The 16,429-nt window shown below is 66.4% G+C and carries 18 protein-coding genes; 8 read left to right on the forward strand and 10 right to left on the reverse strand.

Annotated elements, in window-relative coordinates; all coding sequences use genetic code 11:
• The first annotated feature begins 6 nt into the window (after positions 1–6).
• Positions 7–1,077, forward strand: coding sequence for a nitrilase-related carbon-nitrogen hydrolase (locus tag VFB33_03855; protein HZO80806.1), 1,071 nt, complete (start codon positions 7–9; stop codon positions 1,075–1,077).
• A gap of 149 nt (positions 1,078–1,226) precedes the next feature.
• On the opposite strand, the gene VFB33_03860 is transcribed toward VFB33_03855, so the two are convergent.
• Positions 1,227–1,679: a MarR family transcriptional regulator gene (locus tag VFB33_03860; protein ID HZO80807.1), complete on the reverse strand. Its 453-nt coding sequence runs from the start codon at positions 1,677–1,679 to the stop codon at positions 1,227–1,229.
• Positions 1,680–1,800: 121 nt separating this feature from the next.
• Between VFB33_03860 and VFB33_03865 the strand changes: the two genes are divergently transcribed.
• Positions 1,801–2,250 carry a cupin domain-containing protein gene (locus tag VFB33_03865; GenBank protein ID HZO80808.1) on the forward strand — a complete coding sequence of 150 codons (450 nt, stop codon included), beginning with the start codon at positions 1,801–1,803 and terminating at the stop codon, positions 2,248–2,250.
• Between the two features lie 84 nt (positions 2,251–2,334).
• Here VFB33_03865 and VFB33_03870 read toward each other — a convergent pair whose 3' ends face one another.
• From VFB33_03870 to VFB33_03885, 4 genes are all read right to left on the reverse strand, one after another.
• Positions 2,335–3,420, reverse strand: coding sequence for a Zn-dependent alcohol dehydrogenase (locus VFB33_03870; protein HZO80809.1), 1,086 nt, complete (start codon positions 3,418–3,420; stop codon positions 2,335–2,337).
• Positions 3,421–3,484: 64 nt separating this feature from the next.
• On the reverse strand, positions 3,485–4,570 hold the full coding sequence (locus VFB33_03875) for a Zn-dependent alcohol dehydrogenase (protein ID HZO80810.1): 1,086 nt from the start codon (positions 4,568–4,570) through the stop codon (positions 3,485–3,487).
• A gap of 195 nt (positions 4,571–4,765) precedes the next feature.
• Entirely contained in the window at positions 4,766–5,203 is a 438-nt protein-coding gene (locus VFB33_03880; protein ID HZO80811.1) for a hypothetical protein, read from the reverse strand.
• 250 nt (positions 5,204–5,453) lie between these two features.
• Positions 5,454–6,584 (reverse strand): redoxin family protein, encoded by a 1,131-nt coding sequence (locus VFB33_03885; GenBank protein HZO80812.1) that lies wholly within the window; start codon positions 6,582–6,584, stop codon positions 5,454–5,456.
• A 174-nt stretch (positions 6,585–6,758) separates the two neighbouring features.
• On the opposite strand from VFB33_03885, the gene trxA reads away from it, so the two are divergent.
• Positions 6,759–7,091 carry a thioredoxin gene (trxA, locus tag VFB33_03890; GenBank protein HZO80813.1) on the forward strand — a complete coding sequence of 111 codons (333 nt, stop codon included), beginning with the start codon at positions 6,759–6,761 and terminating at the stop codon, positions 7,089–7,091.
• A gap of 102 nt (positions 7,092–7,193) precedes the next feature.
• Here trxA and VFB33_03895 read toward each other — a convergent pair whose 3' ends face one another.
• A complete protein-coding gene (locus VFB33_03895) occupies positions 7,194–7,766 on the reverse strand; it encodes a CvpA family protein (GenBank protein ID HZO80814.1) in 573 nt (190 codons plus the stop codon).
• A gap of 103 nt (positions 7,767–7,869) precedes the next feature.
• Between VFB33_03895 and asnS the strand changes: the two genes are divergently transcribed.
• Positions 7,870–9,168: an asparagine--tRNA ligase gene (gene asnS, locus VFB33_03900; GenBank protein HZO80815.1), complete on the forward strand. Its 1,299-nt coding sequence runs from the start codon at positions 7,870–7,872 to the stop codon at positions 9,166–9,168.
• Between the two features lie 410 nt (positions 9,169–9,578).
• Here asnS and VFB33_03905 read toward each other — a convergent pair whose 3' ends face one another.
• Entirely contained in the window at positions 9,579–10,622 is a 1,044-nt protein-coding gene (locus tag VFB33_03905) for a nitronate monooxygenase family protein (GenBank protein HZO80816.1), read from the reverse strand.
• Positions 10,623–11,468: 846 nt separating this feature from the next.
• Here VFB33_03905 and VFB33_03910 point away from each other — a divergent pair.
• Positions 11,469–11,921, forward strand: a complete 453-nt coding sequence (locus VFB33_03910) for a hypothetical protein (protein ID HZO80817.1) — start codon at positions 11,469–11,471, stop codon at positions 11,919–11,921.
• A gap of 131 nt (positions 11,922–12,052) precedes the next feature.
• Here VFB33_03910 and rpsU read toward each other — a convergent pair whose 3' ends face one another.
• The gene (gene rpsU / locus VFB33_03915; protein ID HZO80818.1) at positions 12,053–12,250 is read right to left on the reverse strand and encodes a 30S ribosomal protein S21; all 198 of its coding nucleotides are present in this window, start codon (positions 12,248–12,250) and stop codon (positions 12,053–12,055) included.
• A gap of 137 nt (positions 12,251–12,387) precedes the next feature.
• Between rpsU and VFB33_03920 the strand changes: the two genes are divergently transcribed.
• Positions 12,388–13,158 carry an SDR family NAD(P)-dependent oxidoreductase gene (locus tag VFB33_03920; GenBank protein HZO80819.1) on the forward strand — a complete coding sequence of 257 codons (771 nt, stop codon included), beginning with the start codon at positions 12,388–12,390 and terminating at the stop codon, positions 13,156–13,158.
• Positions 13,159–13,179: 21 nt separating this feature from the next.
• Here the strand turns inward: VFB33_03920 and miaB are convergent, their stop codons facing one another.
• Positions 13,180–14,511, reverse strand: a complete 1,332-nt coding sequence (miaB, locus tag VFB33_03925; GenBank protein ID HZO80820.1) for a tRNA (N6-isopentenyl adenosine(37)-C2)-methylthiotransferase MiaB — start codon at positions 14,509–14,511, stop codon at positions 13,180–13,182.
• A gap of 159 nt (positions 14,512–14,670) precedes the next feature.
• On the opposite strand from miaB, the gene VFB33_03930 reads away from it, so the two are divergent.
• Complete coding sequence (locus VFB33_03930) at positions 14,671–15,441, forward strand: 2OG-Fe(II) oxygenase (GenBank protein ID HZO80821.1); 771 nt, start codon at positions 14,671–14,673, stop codon at positions 15,439–15,441.
• Between the two features lie 221 nt (positions 15,442–15,662).
• Positions 15,663–15,860: a hypothetical protein gene (locus tag VFB33_03935; GenBank protein ID HZO80822.1), complete on the forward strand. Its 198-nt coding sequence runs from the start codon at positions 15,663–15,665 to the stop codon at positions 15,858–15,860.
• Between the two features lie 37 nt (positions 15,861–15,897).
• Here VFB33_03935 and VFB33_03940 read toward each other — a convergent pair whose 3' ends face one another.
• Positions 15,898–16,296, reverse strand: a complete 399-nt coding sequence (locus VFB33_03940; protein ID HZO80823.1) for a PPOX class F420-dependent oxidoreductase — start codon at positions 16,294–16,296, stop codon at positions 15,898–15,900.
• Positions 16,297–16,429: the final 133 nt, after the last annotated feature.

Raw genomic sequence — 16,429 nt, forward strand, 5'->3', positions numbered from 1 at the left:
AACGCGATGATCAAACCCTACACCGCGGTTGGACTGATCCCGACGGTCCGCGGAATTCGCACCCGCGACGACATCGCGATTAACCTCGAGCACCTCACTCACATGGTCAAGGCGGCCGCGTGGCTCTCAAGCCTCGACCTGCCGGTGCGGCTCATCGCGCTGCCCGAGGGTGCGCTCCAGGCCTTCAACGACGAGGTGCTCGACCTCGACCACGTGCAGTACGCGCGCGAATGCGCGATCGATATTCCGGGCAGGGAGACCGACGCGCTCGGCGCGATCGCGCGCCAGTACAACGTCTACATCATGGCCCAGGCCAAGGCGCGCCATCCCGACTGGAAGGACCGCTTCTTCAACGTCGGCTTCATCCTCGACCCCAAGGGCGAAGTGATTCTGCGCCACTACAAGGTCTCGCCGCTGTTCCCGGTCGAGCATTCGGTCTGTCCGCACGACGTCTTCGACTGGTGGGTCGAGAAGTACGGGTTGACGCTCGACGCCTTCTGGCCGGTGGTGGACACCGAGATTGGGCGGTTGGGGATCATGATGGCGAACGAGGGCTCTTATCCGGAGAACGCGCGGGCGCTCGCGCTCAACGGTGCCGAGGTCGTTTATCGCGGCTCGTACCCCCATCCGGCGACCGGCAACGAGCTGTTCGAGATCCAGAGCCGGGCGCGCGCGCTCGACAACAATATGTATATCGTGGCGCCGAATCTCGGCGCCTACTACCTATTTCCCGACAGCGACGAGGCGATCGACACCTTCGGCGGCCGCTCGTTCGTGATCGACTATCGCGGACGGATCGTCGGCAAACAGGAGTACGGCGGCGTTTCCACCTACGTCGCGGGGGTGATTGATATCGAGGCCCTGCGCCACCATCGCGCCAATGCGCAATGGGACAACTGGCTGAAGGACCTGCGCACCGAGCTTTACCAGCTCCTGTACAAGGAGCCGATCTATCCGAAGAACCTGTACCTTAGGCGCGAACCGATGAAGCATCAGGAATACCGCAAGGAGGTGATCGAGAAGCAGATCGCCCTGATGCTCGCGCGCGGGATCTGGAAGAGGTCGTCGTACGATTGATCACCTCACACTCTTCAGCCTGCGGGCCTGAGAAGCCGGCGATCTGACGGCCCTTTCCTATTAACCCACTGTCGCGACTTTTCTAGGAAAGCGCGAGGGGAGCCTTTCCCTTCGCCACTTCGTCCAGCCGCTCGTAAGCCTGGAGCCAATCAGCCGAAGCCCGTCAATTCTCTCAGCGCCTCCTTGAGAGTGGTGAACCGCTGCTTGCCAAGCTGGCGTTGCCAGTCGGCTTCGAGTTGGCGCATCGCGGCGACGTTGGTTTCGATAACCCGCCATCCGCGTTCCGTGAAGCGGACGACGACGTGCCCAGCCTCGTCTTCGCGGCGGCGTTTCAGATAACCCAGCTTTTCGAGTTGACCGAGCAGATGGTTCAGCGCCTGTTTCGAGATGCCGAGTCGCTTCGCGAGCGCCGACGGCCGCATCCCGTCTATCGGCGGATACTGGAACAGGCTGGAATACGCCTCATTAATGTCTGCGAGTCCGCGGTCGGCCAAGGCCTGAAGCAGGCGGGAGCGCGCGACCTGATGAGCTAAACGCAGGAGAGCGCCGATGTACGGTGCCTCGGCGATGCCGGGAATGTTCTTGAGTCGGGCGCTTGACACCTGAGTAAAGCCGCTTTACACTCGCTACGGTAAAGCCAGTTTACGACGCGAGGCGGGCGTACCGCAATCGGTTGGAGTCGCCTCAAGCCGGGTCGCATGACAGGCGACGAAAGGAAAAGCAATGGAATTGGAACCGACTAATGGCGAATGCATAACCATCGGGCAGCTCAAGATTCGCTACCTCATCGATGGCGCAGCATCAGGAATGTTCGAGCTTACTGTGCCGCCCGGGGCGCACGTCCCCCCGCCGCACAGCCACAGCAACAACGAGGAGAGCATCTACTGTCTGGAAGGCGTGCTGCGCTGCGCGGTGGGCGACGAGGTGCGCGATCTAAAACCGGGCGATTGGGGCCATACTCCTCGCGGCGTAACGCACGGGTTCAGTAACCCCCACGATCAGGTGGCGCGGGCGCTCGTCATCCTTACCCCCGACATCGGAGCCCAATATTTCCGCGACATCGCGCAGGTCGTCAACGCAGCTGGCGGATCCGACCCGGCCAGGATCGTCGAGATAATGGCCCGCTATGGTCTGGTGCTGTCCCCGTTGAAGCCGGCTAAGCGGGCCGACTAATCGAACGCTGTCGCTGGCGAAGGCGGAGTCCCAACTGCCGAAGGTGAGATTCGGGGTCGGGATCATCCGGGCTACGCTCGTGCCTTACTCGAACATCAGGACCGTGCGGGTGACCTCGCCGGCCTTCATCACGCGGAAAGCTTCGTTGACGTCCTCCAGCCTGCCGCGGCGCGAGATCATGTCGTCGAGATTGAGCCGACCCTGGAGATAGAAATCGATGTAACGGGGCATGTCGATGCGGAAGCGGTTCGAACCCATCATCGAGCCCTGGATCTTGCGCTCGGTGAGCAGCTTGGGACCGTCGATCTCGACCTTTTGCCCCACCGGGATCATCCCGATGACGGTTGCGGTGCCGCCGGGCGCGAGCACGTCGAAGCACTGCTCGGCGACCTTTTTGAGCCCGATCGCCTCGAATGAGTAATCGACGCCGCCGCCGGTGAGCTTGCGGACCTCCTCGACCGCGTCACTCGCCGAGGCGTCCACCGTATGCGTTGCGCCCATCCGTTTGGCGGTCGCCAGCTTGTGCTCGAACATATCGACCGCGATTATCATCCGCGCGCCCGCGATCCGCGCGCCCTGGATCGCCGAGATTCCGATTCCGCCGGCGCCGAAGACCGCCACTGTCGAACCGGGCTCGACCTTGGCCGTGTTGAGCGCGGCGCCGACACCGGTGGTGACGCCGCATCCGATAAGCGCGGCGCGATCCAGCGGCATGTCGTCGCGAATCTTCACCAGTGCGTTCTCGTGCACCAGCATCTTCTCGGCGTACGTCGAAAGATCGCTGAACTGGCGCACCGGCTCGCCGCCCTTCGACAGGCGCGGCTTGTCGCCCTTGGGGCGCTGGGTGGCGCGGCGGTTGGAGCAACGGTTGGGATGGCCCGACATGCACTGCTCGCAGAAGCCGCAGAAGACCGACGGGCACGAGATGACATGGTCGCCGGGTCTGAGGTAGGTAACTGCCGAACCGACGCGCTCGACGATTCCGGCCGCCTCGTGGCCGAGCACTGCGGGCGCCGGATGCGGGTACAGGCCTTCGACGAAGTGCAGGTCGCTGTGGCAGACGCCGGTTGCGACCGTGCGCACGAGCACCTCGTGCTCGCGCGGATCGTCGACGTCGATCTGCTCGATGGTGAGCGGCTGATGGGGTCCATGGAAGACAGCGGCTTTCATTGCGAGATCTCCGAAAAGGCTAATCGCCCGGGTCGTGCACGCCTTTGGCCGACAGTTGCGCGTCCTACTCGAACATCAGGACCGTGCGCGCGACCTCGCCCGCCTTCATCGCGCGGAAGGCCTCGTTGACGTCCTCGAGCTTGCCGCGGCGGGTAATCATGTCGTCGAGGTTAAGCCGGCCCTGGAGGTAGAAATCGACGTAGCGGGGCATGTCGATGCGAAAGCGGTTCGAGCCCATGTTGGTGCCCTGGAGCTTGCGTTCGGTGAGCAACTTGGGACCGTCGATCTCGACCTTCTGGCCCACCGGGATCATCCCGATGATTGTCGCGGTGCCGCCCGGGGCGAGGCACTCGAAGCACTGCTCGGCGACCTTCTTGAGCCCGATCGCTTCGAATGCGTAATCGACGCCGGCGCCGGTGAGCTTGCGGATTTCCTCGATCGGGTCGCTGGACGAGGCGTCCACAGTATGCGTTGCGCCGAGGCGCTTGGCGCTGGCGAGCTTGTGTTCGAACATATCGACCGCGATGATCAGGCGCGCCCCCGCGATCCGCGCGCCCTGTACCGCCGCCAGGCCGACCCCGCCCGCGCCGAAGACGGCCACCGTCGAGCCCGGTTCGACCTTCGCCGTGTTAAGCGCGGCGCCGACACCGGTGGTGACGCCGCATCCGATAAGCGCGGCGCGGTCCAGCGGCATATCGTCGCGAACCTTCACCAGCGCGTTCTCATGCACCAGCATCTGCTCAGCGTAGGCGGAGAGGTCGGCGAACTGGCGCAGCGGTGCGCCCTTGAGGCTGAGACGCTGCTTGCCGCCCTTGGGGCGTTGGGTGGCGGCGCGATTCGAGCAGCGGTTGGGATGGCCCGACATGCACTGCTCGCAGAAGCCGCAGAAGACTGACAGGCAGGCGATCACATGGTCGCCCGGTTTGAGGTAAGTGACCGCCGAGCCGACACGCTCGACGACGCCGGCCGCCTCGTGGCCGAGCACGGCCGGTGCGGGCAGTGGGTAGAGACCTTCGACGAAGTGCAGGTCGCTGTGGCAGACGCCGCTCGCCACGGTGCGCACCAGCACCTCGTGCTCCTGCGGCTGATCGACCTCGACCTCCTCGATCCTCAATGGCTGCTTGGGACCATGAAAGACGGCGGCTTTCATCGCTGACGCTCCTGTTTGCGATATCCGTCCGTGAAATCGGCTCGCGGGCCGGGAATCCGTGCGACCGCGCCCGCCCGGCTCGCGGCGGACGCTTTGATGCCGCTGGTAGAACACGCGAGGAGCGACGATGTCAAGCCGCGAGTGTTAACTCTGGAATTGCGGGAAACGGCGGCGGCGCGGGCGCCGTCCCGCTGCTCATCCAGCGACGTGGTAGGAGCGCGGCGCGCCGCCGAGGAAGGCGATCAGGATGACGTAGCCGGCGAAGGCCCATTCGTCGGGGCTGGTCGGAACGTGTATCGGCAGTCCGAGCAGCAAGGCCGCGCAGAAGACTCCGACGATCAGGATGTAGAGCGCCGCGCGCGGCAGCGAACCGGCCAGCAGGCGCACCGTGAGCACCGCAATCGCGCCGAGTGCGGCGAGCACCCACGGTGCCTCGCGCGCCCAATCCGGCAGCAGGTAAAAGAACGGCAGCAGGAACGGCAGCCAGTCACGCAGCGAGACCTCGATAACGTCGCCGTCGATCAGGAGCTGACCGATGGTGATGCCGAGCAGGGTTACCAGCACGGCGGCCAGCAGCCCGGCCGGCATCGAGGGGTAGGCGAGCTCGGTGCCGACGTTATTTTCCGTCGTCATGGGCTTTCCGCGCCTATAGTGAATCAAATGCCAACTAGTGTCTATGGGCATCTAGACGGGTGATTTTAGCCTAGGGGCTATTATTGACCATAATTCACCGGCACAAGGTGTCACAGGCTGCTCTCTGGAGATCTGTAGTCTGCTGGCACGAGCGCGCGACTGACCCGGCTTCGCCAGTGAGCTGACATCGGGCGCCACCCTGGGCGTCAGCGGCGCGCGGCCCTGTTTACCCGGCTTTGCGGGACGAGGCTCAGCGGTGGGCGAACTTGTTCTCGCAGTTGTTGCCGAAGGTAAACGAGTAGAGCGACAGCCCCGGCTCGAGCGCGTAAAGGCCGAGCTGATGGCCGGCGAATTCGGGGTTGCTGACCACGTAGTACATGCGCTTGCCGGCGAGCTCGATGTAGGTGCGCCCGTCGGCTGCGGCGCGCACGTCCACCCCCCGGCTGTCGCGCGGCAGCGGCTTGCCGTCCTGCGTAATGTACAGCCGTTTGGGCGCGGAGTCGTCGGAACCCGCGACCAGATACACCGATTTGGCGCGGTAGTGAAGCTGGACCGAATCGCCGGGGGCCTTGGCCTCAATCGCGTGACGCACGTACTCCGGCCCCGCGACCCATCGGCCCTCCAGCGCGAACTCGTCGAGCGGAATTTCCGCGGGCGCCTCGTACCGCGTCTGCCGGGTGCGATCCTCGCCGCCGGGGTTGGCGATATTGCGTCCGCGGGCGAAGCCCAGGTAGGTCTCGGGCGTCGCGCGCATGCATACGCCGCCGAACAGCTCGACGTTTTCACTCTCGGGAATTCGGTATTTCGGCTGGTTGAAGTCGAGCTGCGGATTCGCCGCGCTCAGGAGCTGCTGGATCTTGCGTTCGAAGTCGCCGTACTCGCCTTCGCCGATGTGCATGTAGGCGACGTTACCGTTCTTGTCGATCAAATAGTCGGCCGGCCATGCTTCATTGTGAAACGCGTACCAGATCTTGTAGTCGCTATCGACCGCGATCGGAAAATCGAAGCGAAAACGACGCGCCGCGTCAGCCACCAGCGCGGGGTCCTTGGCGAACTCGAACTCCGGCGTGTGCACGCCGACGATTACCAGCCCCAGCGGGCGGTACAGCCTGTCCCAGCGCCGGAGATAGGGGAAGGTGCGGATGCAGTTGATACAGGTGTATTCCCAGAAGTCGACCAGTACGACCTTGCCGCGCAGGTCGCTCAGCCTGAAGGGCTTGTGGTTGAGGCACACCGCGCAGTTGAAATCGGGCGCCGGCGCGTCAACGCGCTCGATCGCCGCGCGCACTGCGGCCGCGCCGCCTGCGCCGAGCACCACGGCGGCGAGCATCGTCACTGCCGCCAGGCGCAGCCGCGCGCCCCATAACGACCTGCTGGGCACGCGTCGATTCAAAGCCTCGCGCTCGTGCGCTGTCAACCGGGCGCCGCTGCGAATCTGAAAATTTCCGCCACGCGACATGATGACGCTCGTCGGGCGCCGTGGATCGCGCCTTGACTGTCCGTCCCGGCGTCCTTAGCTTTAAAACGTAACGCGACGGCAAGGAGCAAAGTTCCGATGGCGAGCGAACTGGTCAGCCATGTCACCGATTCCACTTTCGAGCAGGAGGTGCTGAAGTCGACCAAGCCCGTGCTTATCGACTTCTGGGCCCCGTGGTGTGGCCCCTGCCGGGCGATCGCGCCATTGATCGACGAGTTGGCGGGCGAATACGCCGGCCGGCTCAAGGTCGTCAAAATCAACGTGGACGACAATCCCGAAACGCCGGCACGTTACGGCGTCCGCGGCATCCCCAATCTGCTGATCATCAAGGGCGGACAGGTCAAGGAGCAGATCGTCGGCGCGGTGCCCAAGAGCCACCTGGTGCGCGCAGTTGACAGTGCGCTCGCCTGACCCCAGTCTCTCTTGCGGTTGTCAGTGAAGGCCTCGCTCTCCCCGAGCGGGGCCTTCGTGTCTTGTATTGCCCGTGTCGAGTAGTGCTCCGAGGGCGTGACGCTACGGCGTCGTGGCGGGCGACGGCGGGATTTGCGGCAAACCCGCGCGGTGTTGCTTCCAGTAGGCGCGCAGTTCGGCCTCGCGCGCGAGGTAGGCGCTGCGCACTTCGTCGGGGACGAACGCCACCAGCGTGTGGTAGTATTCGATAACGTGCGGCGCAAGCCGCGATTGCCGCAGCAGCGGAGCGTCGAAGGGCAGCGTCGCGGTCAGGATCACCAGGGCGAACCCGGCCAGCAGGGCGCCCACAGCCGCGCCGACCACGCCGCCGGCCAGCCGGTCGAGCCAGCTTAGATGAACCGCGCGGATCAGATCGGCCAGCCGTGCGCCGCCCCACCCGACCGCGACCAGCACCACCAGCACGATTACGACGTAGCCCATCGCCGCGCCCACCTCGGGGCGTGCCGAGAACGCGCGCGTGAAGTACTCGGCGAGGCGCGCGTGATAAACCCCGGCGAAGTAAACCGCCGCCACCAGCGCAACCAGCGACGAAGCGATGCGCAGGATTCCGCGCGCGGTGCCGTGAAGTGCGCCCAGCGCAATCAGGGCCAGGATCAGGTAGTCGAGTCCGTTCATCCTCCCGCGCTCACAAGAGGCTAGCGCATGCGCGCGGCGCAAACGAGCGACCGGCCGCCGCGGGCGCGCTCGCCTGCGCGCGACGATCTGCTTAAATAGCCCCATGGCATGGGTCTATATCGAGGCGCTCGGCCGGCATGTGGGCGAGGAGGTCACGCTCAAGGGCTGGCTGTACAACCGCCGCTCCAGCGGCAAGATTCACTTCCTGATGGTGCGCGACGGCACCGGCTTCTGCCAGTGCGTCGCCTCGCTCGCCGACCTCGGCGCCGAGGCCTTCGCCGCCGCCGACCATCTGGGCCAGGAGACCTCGCTCGAGGTCACCGGCGTGGTGCGCCAGGATCGGCGCGCGCCCGGGGGCTACGAGCTGACGGTCAAGCGCTACACGGTGTACGCGCCCGCCGCCGATTATCCAATCACGCCCAAGGAGCACGGCGTCGCCTTCCTGCTCGACCTGCGCCATCTGTGGGTCCGCTCCCTGCGCCAGCACGCGATCCTGCGCGTGCGCGACGAGGTGACGAGTGCCGCGCACGACTTCTTCCACCAGCGCGGCTTCGTGCTGTTCGACGCCCCCATCCTGACTCCGACCTCGTGCGAAGGCACCACCAACCTTTTCGAGATCGACTACTTCGGTGAGCGCAAGGCCTATCTCACCCAGAGCGGCCAGCTCTACGCCGAGGCTGGCGCGCTCGCCTTCGGCAAGGTGTACTGCTTCGGCCCGACGTTCCGCGCCGAGAAGTCCAAGACCCGGCGCCATCTGACCGAGTTCTGGATGGTCGAGCCGGAGGTCGCCTTCTACACGCTGGCCGAGGACATGCAGCTCGCCGAGGACTTCGTCAGCTATATCCTGCGCCGCGTGCTCGAGCGGCGCGCCGGCGAACTGGCCACGCTCGAGCGCGACATCGAGCCGCTGCGGCGCGCGGCCGAAACGCCATATCCGCGAATCACGTACGACGAGGCGATCGAGCGCCTGCGGGCCAAAGGAGTCGCGATCAAGTGGGGCGACGATTTCGGCGGCGACGAGGAGACCGCGCTATCGTCCGAGTTCGACCGCCCGGTGATGGTCCATCGCTACCCCGCCGCCTGCAAGGCGTTCTACATGAAGCGCGATCCTGCGCGTCCCGAGCTTGCGCTGTGCGTCGATATGCTCGCGCCCGAGGGCTACGGCGAGATTATCGGCGGCGGCCAGCGCGAGGACGACTACGAAACGCTGCGCGGGCGGATCGTGGAGAACGGGCTGCCGCTCGAACCGTTCGGATGGTATCTCGACCTGCGCCGCTACGGCTCCGTGCCGCACGCGGGCTTCGGAATGGGAATCGAGCGGATGGTGGCTTGGGTTTGCGGCCTCCATCATATCCGCGAGACGATCCCGTTCCCGCGCATGATGGAGCGGATCGAACCGTAGGCGCGGTCCGACTTACGGCTTCGGCGGCGAATCAGGCGCCGGCGAGCTCCTGCGTGCGGCGGCAGGCGGCCTCGGCCCCATCGCTGATGGCGCACCGCGACGGTTGAGCCCTCGGCGCCGGGCCCGGCAGGCGCAAGGCGATCTGCTTCATCTCGAGCCCGGTTGTGAATATCAAATTCTGTTCGGAGTGCAGTACTACGTAGGTGGCCGCCGCCAAGTTGGGGCAGTAGTGATGTGCACTGGCAGCCATTTGCCCAGGTTGATGATTTTCCTTCCGACGTCGGGATGCGTGAACGGATTCTCGCGGGCGATCTATTCAATGACGGCGGCGTTCGCCGGAATCTTGAACCGCACCTCGATGACGTCGACCAGAAACGCCATGCTTCGGCCCCGCTCTCCGGCATCCGGCGCTACGCCGCGGCTGAGCGGGTCCTGGCGGGAAGCGCCGGCCATGCGGGCGCGAGGAAGCGCTCGCGCAGCGCCGCCTCCGCCTCGGCCATCACATCGCGCACGATCTGTCCCGCCGGCTTGACCGAACGGATAAGGGCGGCGCCCTGCCCGCACGCCATTCCGCCTTCCTCGACCTTGCCCTCGTAGCGCGCCTTTTCGGCCGCCGGAAAACCTACGCGCATCGCCTGCAACGGGAACGGCAGGATCTCGCTTTCGCGCCCGACCCACGACTCGGTGAACTTGTTGCGGATAAGCCGGCAGGGCTTGCCGGACTGGCAGCGGGTGATCGTGGTGCCTTCTTCGTCGATCTCGACGATCTTGTTCTTGTAGTTGATGTGCGCGAAGGCTTCGACCGAGGCGACGAACCGGCTGCCCATCCAGATCCCTTGGGCGCCCAGCGCCAGCGCCGCCACCAGCCCGCGCCCGTCGGCGATTCCGCCGGCGGCCAGCACCGGCACCCGCACCGCGTCCACGATCGCCGGCACCAGCGACATCGTGCCGACGCGCCCGGTATGGCCGCCGGCGTCGTAGCCCTGGGCGATGATCACATCGACGCCCGAGGCCTCCAGCCGGCGCGCCTGCTTGACGTTGCCGCACAGCGACATCACCGTCACGTCGTCGCGATGGGCGCGCTCGACGATGCCGGCCGGGTTGCCGAGGCCGGAGACGATCACCGGGACCTTCTCTTCGAAGGTCACCTCGATGAGACGCTCGACGTTGGAGGTGTAGCGGACGACGTCGGAGGAGCCCTTGTCGGCCTTGACCTCGGCAAAAAGAATATCGACCGCGAAGGGGCGATCGGTTAGCGCGCGGCAGCGACGGATTTGCTCCTTTAATTCTCGCGCGGCCATCGTGCCCGACCCGATACATCCCAGGCCGCCCGCGTTGGAGACCGCGGCGGCGAGCTCCGCATGCGCGACAAACCCCATCCCAGCTTGCAGGACGGGATACCTGATGTTGAGGCGCTGCGAGAGCGGAGTGATGAAGGCGGGATTGATATCCATTAGTTCACCTCATACTGCGCGACCTGGCCCGCGGCGCGACGCAGCGCAGGAGACCACGCGTATTGTCCAATGTCAAGTTGGCGAACGAAAAGGATTTTGCGAGGCCGCGTTGCCCACCACGCTCGCGCGCGCTAAACAATTTTCTGTCCGGCGGACTATCCGTCGCCGTACAGCCTGTAGCAAACGCACGGCCCGGCCCAGCGACGCGCGCACGGCGCCGGAAGGTCCAGGCCGCGAACGGATACCATCCAGCCGCCGCTTGCGTGAAGATGGGAAGCGGCCGGGCGGAGGCGGTGGGGGGGAGTTGAGCGGGCTGATGGTGATGACGAAAAGGGCCTCGTCGCATGACGCGAGACGGTTACGGCGCTTTTCCACTGTCGATCCCCGCGGGTTACGCAGGGTCTGATTCAGGTTGTAGCGCGCCGCCGGCGGGGAGCCGTGAATTCGCCCACGGCCCGTCCGACCACCGCGCCGCGTTTTCGGCAGCAACATTCCTTGGGTTTGAAACACGGCCGGAGCGGGACCTGGACCCGCCGGCGCGCCGCTATTGCGCGCCTGCGGGCCCGCGGCCCGGCGTCTCTGCCGAAGGAGGTTGGTACCTTGCGGACCGGACCTTTGGGTCGTAGAGAAGCACACACTTCACGCCAGGTGGAAGATTTTGGCAGTTGCGCTTCGCGTCCTGCGGCGCCACCCGCAGCCGGGCGCGAAGCACACTCCCTTCTTCCCGGTCGTGCCTTCCCGGTTTTTTCGCGCTCGCTCTCTCCCTCCCCCCCGCTTCCTTTGAAATGTTCCCTGCCGATAAACCTGCGTGAGTTTCTCGCCACCCAGTTCGGATCCTCGCTGCGGATGGATGACGACGGGGCGTTCGTGCTGGATGCGGAGGCAGGAGAGGCAGCGCTCAGCCGCGTCGCGCGAGCGATTCGCCGTTACTCCACGGCGCGCGCACACGAGCAGTGGGCCGAATGCGCGGCTGACCTTGCCGCGCTGGCCGACGACCTCGACTGGGCGGCCGAGTCCGGCGCGCCGCTGGTGTTATGCCTGAAGTGCGCCGCCCTCGAGGCGGGCGCCGAGGCCGCCGGACGCCATCGCGGCGACGGATGTGTCGCGCTCGAACTGGGTGCGCAGACCGCCTGCTATCGGTTCGACCACGACGCTCCGCACACCGTGCCCGAGCGGCTTCTGCACGTGATCGAGGCCTTTCGCCTGGGACGGGCGGCGCTGGGCCTGCCGCACTACGACCTCGACTGTTACGTCGCCCGCGGGCAGGTGATTTTCACCTGGCGGCCACTGCCCTCGTAGTTTACGGCGCCGCCCGCCGCGCGTCGGGATGCTCCGAGGCGCACGGATGCCTCACCCGCGCGGCGACGCGGGCGCGCTGCGCCGTACGCGCGCGGTGGCGCGCGGCACGATAATGTTCGTCAACTGAGCGCTTAGAGTGCGGCGGCGCGGCGGCGGCGTTGCTCTTTGCGGCGCCGGCGTTGGGCTTCGGAGCGTTTGCGCTTGCGGCGGACACTGGGCTTCTCGTAGAAAGCCCGCTTCTTCATCTCCTTGAATACCCCCTCCTTGGCGAGCTTGCGCTTGAGCACCCGCATCGCCTGGTCGAGGGAGCCTTCGACCCTGATTTCCATAGACCTCCGTCTGTCCTTCGAATCAGACCTTGGAGCTTAAGACCGCCCCTCGGGTCTGTCAACCGCGGATTGATTAGGGCAAGCTTTGCCTGCGGCAGCGCCGAACGGGTGGCACCGAGGATAAGGAGCAGCAGGCGATGGATTTGGGTCTTCGTGGCAAAGTCGTGATGATAACCGGCGGCAGCCGGGGGTTGGGGCGTGCGATGGCCGAAACGCTGGGCGCCGAGGGGGCGCGGCTGAGCATCTGCGCGCGCGGCGCGGAGGCGTTGGAGAAGACGGCAGCCGACTTGCGCGGGCGCGGCTACGAGGTCCTCGCCGAGGCCGTCGACGTGGTCGACGCGGCGGCGGCGGCGCGATGGGTCGAGGGCACCGTGGCCCGAATGGGAGGGGTTGACATGCTGGTCAACAACGCCGGCGGCGCGCGCCCGGGCGCGCTCGGCGAACTCGACGACGCGGCGTGGCAGGCGGCCTTCGAGTTGAACTTCTTCTCGGCGGTGCGACTGTCGCGCCTGTGCGCGCCGCGGATGGAGGCCCGGGGCGGCGGTGCGATCGTCAATATCAGCTCGATCTATGGGCGCGAGGCGGGCGGTCCGCTGACCTACAATGCGTCCAAGGCGGCGATGATCTCGTTCACCAAGATGCTGGCGCGTGAGCTGGCGCCCAAGGGAATCCGCGTCAACACGGTCGCACCCGGCTCGATCCTTTACCCAGGCGGCACCTGGGAGCGCGTGTTCAAGGCCAACCCGGCTTTCGAGAAGGACTTCATCGCGCACGAATTTCCCGCCGGCCGGCTCGGCCGTCCCGAGGAAGTCGCCTATGCGGTGGCCTTTCTTGTCTCGCCGCGGGCGAGCTGGATCACCGGCGCTTGCCTGCCGGTGGACGGCGCCCAAGGCCGATCGCTGATTTGATCGCCGGGCGGGCCGCTGGCGCTAGCCGATCAGTGTGCAATGGAGCGTGTGGGCGGTGGCGGATTCAACGCGCACGCTGACGATATCGCCCGGTGCGGTTGCCGCGGCCGGCGCGAAGACCGCGGTCTTGAACTGCGGCGTCTTGCCGGCGAGCATACCGCCGCCGCGGCGCGCCGGCCCCTCGACCAGCACGGCGACGCGCTCGCCGACCAGTGCGCGGTTGCGTTGGAGCGAAATCCGCTCCTGGAGCGCGATCGTCTCGGCCAGCCGCCGCCCCTTCTCCTCCTCGCTGACCGTATCGCCCAGCCGAAAGGCCCGCGTATGTTCGCGCAGCGAGTACTTGAAGGTGAAGGCCGAGTCATACCCGACCGCGCGCATCAGGTCGAGCGTCGCCCGGAAGTCCGCCTCTTGCTCGCCATTGAAGCCGACGATGATATCGGTCGAGAGCGCAAGGTCTGGGATCGCCGCGCGCAGCCGCTCGACTATCGCCAGATATTCCGCCACCGTGTAGCCGCGTTCCATCGCGGCCAGAATCCGGTCCGAACCCGACTGCACCGGCAGATGGAGCCACGGCTGGACCTTGGGCTCGGTGGCCATCGCTTCGATCACCGCGCCGCTCATGTCGGCGGGATGCGGCGAGGTGAAGCGGATGCGTTCGATGCCGTCCACTCGGGCAACCATCCTGAGCAGCCGGGCGAAATCGACTTCGCCGAAGCGGTATGCGTTGACGGTCTGCCCTAGCAGCACGACTTCGCGCGTGCCGCGCGCGGCGAGCGCCCGCACGTCGGCGAGGACTGCTTGCGGCGGCACGCTGCGCTCGCGTCCGCGCACGTAGGGCACTACGCAGAACGCGCAGAACCGATCGCATCCGCGCATCGCGGTGACGTACGCGCGCACGCCGCCCTCGTGCTCGGGCGCGAGGTCGGCGTAGGTCTCGGCGCGGTCGAGTCGCACGTCGATGGCGGGATCGAAGCGCGCCCGCCCCAGCAGCTCGGGCAAACGGCGGTAGCTGTCGGGGCCGGCGACCAGGTCGAGCCACGGCGCCTTCTCAACCAGCGCCGCGCGGTTGTGTTGCGCCATGCATCCGAGCAGGCCGAGCCGCAGCTCGGGCCGCGTATGCTTGAGCCGGGCAAGGTCGCTCAGCCGGCCGAGCACGCGTTCCTCGGCGTGCTCGCGGATCGCGCAGGTATTGAGCAGGATAACGTCGGCCTCCTCGGGGCGCGCGGCCGGCGCGTAGCCGGCGCGGCGCAGCACGCCGTTTACCAGCTCGGAGTCGGCGATATTCATCTGGCAGCCGTAGGTCTCGATAAAGACGCGCGGCGCCGACGTCTCGTGATCCACACGGGTGCCCATCGCAGCGGCAACGATCTTAGGTTATCGGCCAAAGCCCGCACAACGCCAACCACGCCGCGCCCGATTCGTCCCCCGCCGGGCGCGATTTCACCCGCGCGCCGGGTCGGGGTTCTAGCTGTGTTACAGTGATCCGGGATTCGGCCCACTGGACGATCCTCGATGACGGCAACCTCCCCGCAGATATCGGCACGGTCCGCCGACGCCTCATTGCGGGCGCTGGTTGCCGAGTTCGCGCGCCGACTGGCGGCGGCCGACTGGGCGCACGCCGCGCGCTCTCTCAACGAGCACGGCTGCGCGACGATTCCCGCGCTGCTTGCTCCGGCGGAGTGCGCCGGGCTGGCGGGGATGTACGAGCAACGCGAGCGCTTTCGCTCGCGGGTCGTGATGGAACGGCTGCGCTTCGGCGTGGGCGAGTACAAGTATTTCGCTCGTCCGCTGCCGCCCATCGTCGCGGCCCTGCGCGCCGCGCTCTATGCGCGGCTTGCGCCGATTGCCAACCGATGGGCGAGCGCGATGGGCCGCGGCGAGCCGTATCCGCCGAAGCTGTCGGAGTTCCTCGAGATCTGCCGCGCCGCCGGGCAGACCAGGCCGACCCCGCTCCTGCTGCGCTATGAGGCGGGTGGCTACAACTGCATGCATCAGGACCTCTACGGAGAAGTCGCCTTTCCGATTCAGCTCACCTGCCTGCTCAGCCGGCGCGGCGCGGATTTCGACGGCGGCGAGTTTCTGCTGCTGGAGAATCGTCCGCGCGCGCAGAGCCGGGGCGAGGCAATCGCGCTGGAGCAGGGCGACGCGATCCTGTTCGCGACCAGCGAGCGCCCGGTCGCCGGCAGCCGCGGCTATTACCGGGTCACGATGCGCCACGGGGTGAGCCGGATCCGGCGCGGCCGCCGCCTTACGCTCGGCGTCATCTTCCACGACGCGAAGTAGCGGCCGCGCCGCGCGGGCGCTCGAACGCAAAGCGCGCTGTGCTATCCGCAGGCCGCGCGGCTGTTTGAGCAGAATCGTCGCCGCAACCGCAACGATTCCCAATTCGAGCTCATCGATACGGCAATTTTCGACGATAACCGACCCGCCATTGTCAGGTTCTGCGCAAGGGCGAGCCGGTTGCCGGCGCGCGCCGACGCTCGCTATCCTATGCGGCGATGGCGATGACCAGAGGCCAAGGCCGTCCCGCGTTCGAGCGGATGGAGGCGTCGCTGCTCGCCTGCCCCAAGTGCCGGCGCGCGGTCGAGGTTCGCAAGCGGCTGCTGCTCATCCTGCCCGAGGGCGACAAGTACGAGTATGTCTGCCCGCACTGCGGATCGACCTGCGGCAGCACCATCCAGCGCGAGGCGCCGCGGACCTGAGGCGTGCTGATGGGCGCGACGGCGGCGTCCGTCGCGGCTAGCCCATCCCCTGCGCGGAAACGGGCTCGATGAAGTAAATCACGCGCTTCTCGCTCGCGGTGCGGTAGGGATACTTGTCAACGCCCAGATACTTATGGGCGAGTGCGTCGATATGGGCGTCGGCGCCGTGCTCGGCGTCGCGCACGACCTTGCCGCGGATCTGCACGTAGCGGTACGGATTGTCGGGGTCTTGGATTGAGAGCGCCACGCGCGCGCCGATCTTCATGTTGCGATCCTTGGCCCGCCCGCGCGCGGTGTTGACTCGAATCAGGCCGTCGGCGTAGTCGAACCACACGGGCGTCACCTGCGGCGAGCCGTCGCGCATCACGGTCGCAAGATGGGCGAAGGCCTTCTTGCCGGTCAGAAGGTCGAGATATTGCTGGGGGATTGCTGCCATGGCGTTCCTCTGCTAATCGCGTGACAGTTGAATCTTGTACGACAGGCTTCAGCATACCATCGCTGTCGCGCGTAAGGAAAATCGGTGAGGGCGGCCGGTGCGCGGGGTAGGGTGCGCTGCGAGCTTTCGCCTA

Source organism: Candidatus Binataceae bacterium, assembly GCA_035650475.1.
Classification (GTDB): Bacteria; Desulfobacterota; Binatia; order Binatales; family Binataceae; genus JAKAVN01.

Excerpts from the sequence above, each read along its gene's own strand:
- VFB33_03855 (HZO80806.1), top strand. The coding sequence starts at position 7 with ATGATCAAACCCTACACCGCGGTTGGACTGATCCCGACGGTCCGCGGA.
- VFB33_03865 (HZO80808.1), top strand. The coding sequence starts at position 1,801 with ATGGAATTGGAACCGACTAATGGCGAATGCATAACCATCGGGCAGCTC.
- VFB33_03870 (HZO80809.1), bottom strand. The coding sequence starts at position 3,420 with ATGAAAGCCGCTGTCTTCCATGGACCCCATCAGCCGCTCACCATCGAG.
- VFB33_03875 (HZO80810.1), bottom strand. The coding sequence starts at position 4,570 with ATGAAAGCCGCCGTCTTTCATGGTCCCAAGCAGCCATTGAGGATCGAG.
- VFB33_03880 (HZO80811.1), bottom strand. The coding sequence starts at position 5,203 with ATGACGACGGAAAATAACGTCGGCACCGAGCTCGCCTACCCCTCGATG.
- trxA (HZO80813.1), top strand. The coding sequence starts at position 6,759 with ATGGCGAGCGAACTGGTCAGCCATGTCACCGATTCCACTTTCGAGCAG.
- VFB33_03895 (HZO80814.1), bottom strand. The coding sequence starts at position 7,766 with ATGAACGGACTCGACTACCTGATCCTGGCCCTGATTGCGCTGGGCGCA.
- asnS (HZO80815.1), top strand. The coding sequence starts at position 7,870 with ATGGCATGGGTCTATATCGAGGCGCTCGGCCGGCATGTGGGCGAGGAG.
- VFB33_03905 (HZO80816.1), bottom strand. The coding sequence starts at position 10,622 with ATGGATATCAATCCCGCCTTCATCACTCCGCTCTCGCAGCGCCTCAAC.
- VFB33_03910 (HZO80817.1), top strand. The coding sequence starts at position 11,469 with ATGGATGACGACGGGGCGTTCGTGCTGGATGCGGAGGCAGGAGAGGCA.
- rpsU (HZO80818.1), bottom strand. The coding sequence starts at position 12,250 with ATGGAAATCAGGGTCGAAGGCTCCCTCGACCAGGCGATGCGGGTGCTC.
- VFB33_03920 (HZO80819.1), top strand. The coding sequence starts at position 12,388 with ATGGATTTGGGTCTTCGTGGCAAAGTCGTGATGATAACCGGCGGCAGC.
- miaB (HZO80820.1), bottom strand. The coding sequence starts at position 14,511 with ATGGGCACCCGTGTGGATCACGAGACGTCGGCGCCGCGCGTCTTTATC.
- VFB33_03930 (HZO80821.1), top strand. The coding sequence starts at position 14,671 with ATGACGGCAACCTCCCCGCAGATATCGGCACGGTCCGCCGACGCCTCA.
- VFB33_03935 (HZO80822.1), top strand. The coding sequence starts at position 15,663 with ATGACCAGAGGCCAAGGCCGTCCCGCGTTCGAGCGGATGGAGGCGTCG.
- VFB33_03940 (HZO80823.1), bottom strand. The coding sequence starts at position 16,296 with ATGGCAGCAATCCCCCAGCAATATCTCGACCTTCTGACCGGCAAGAAG.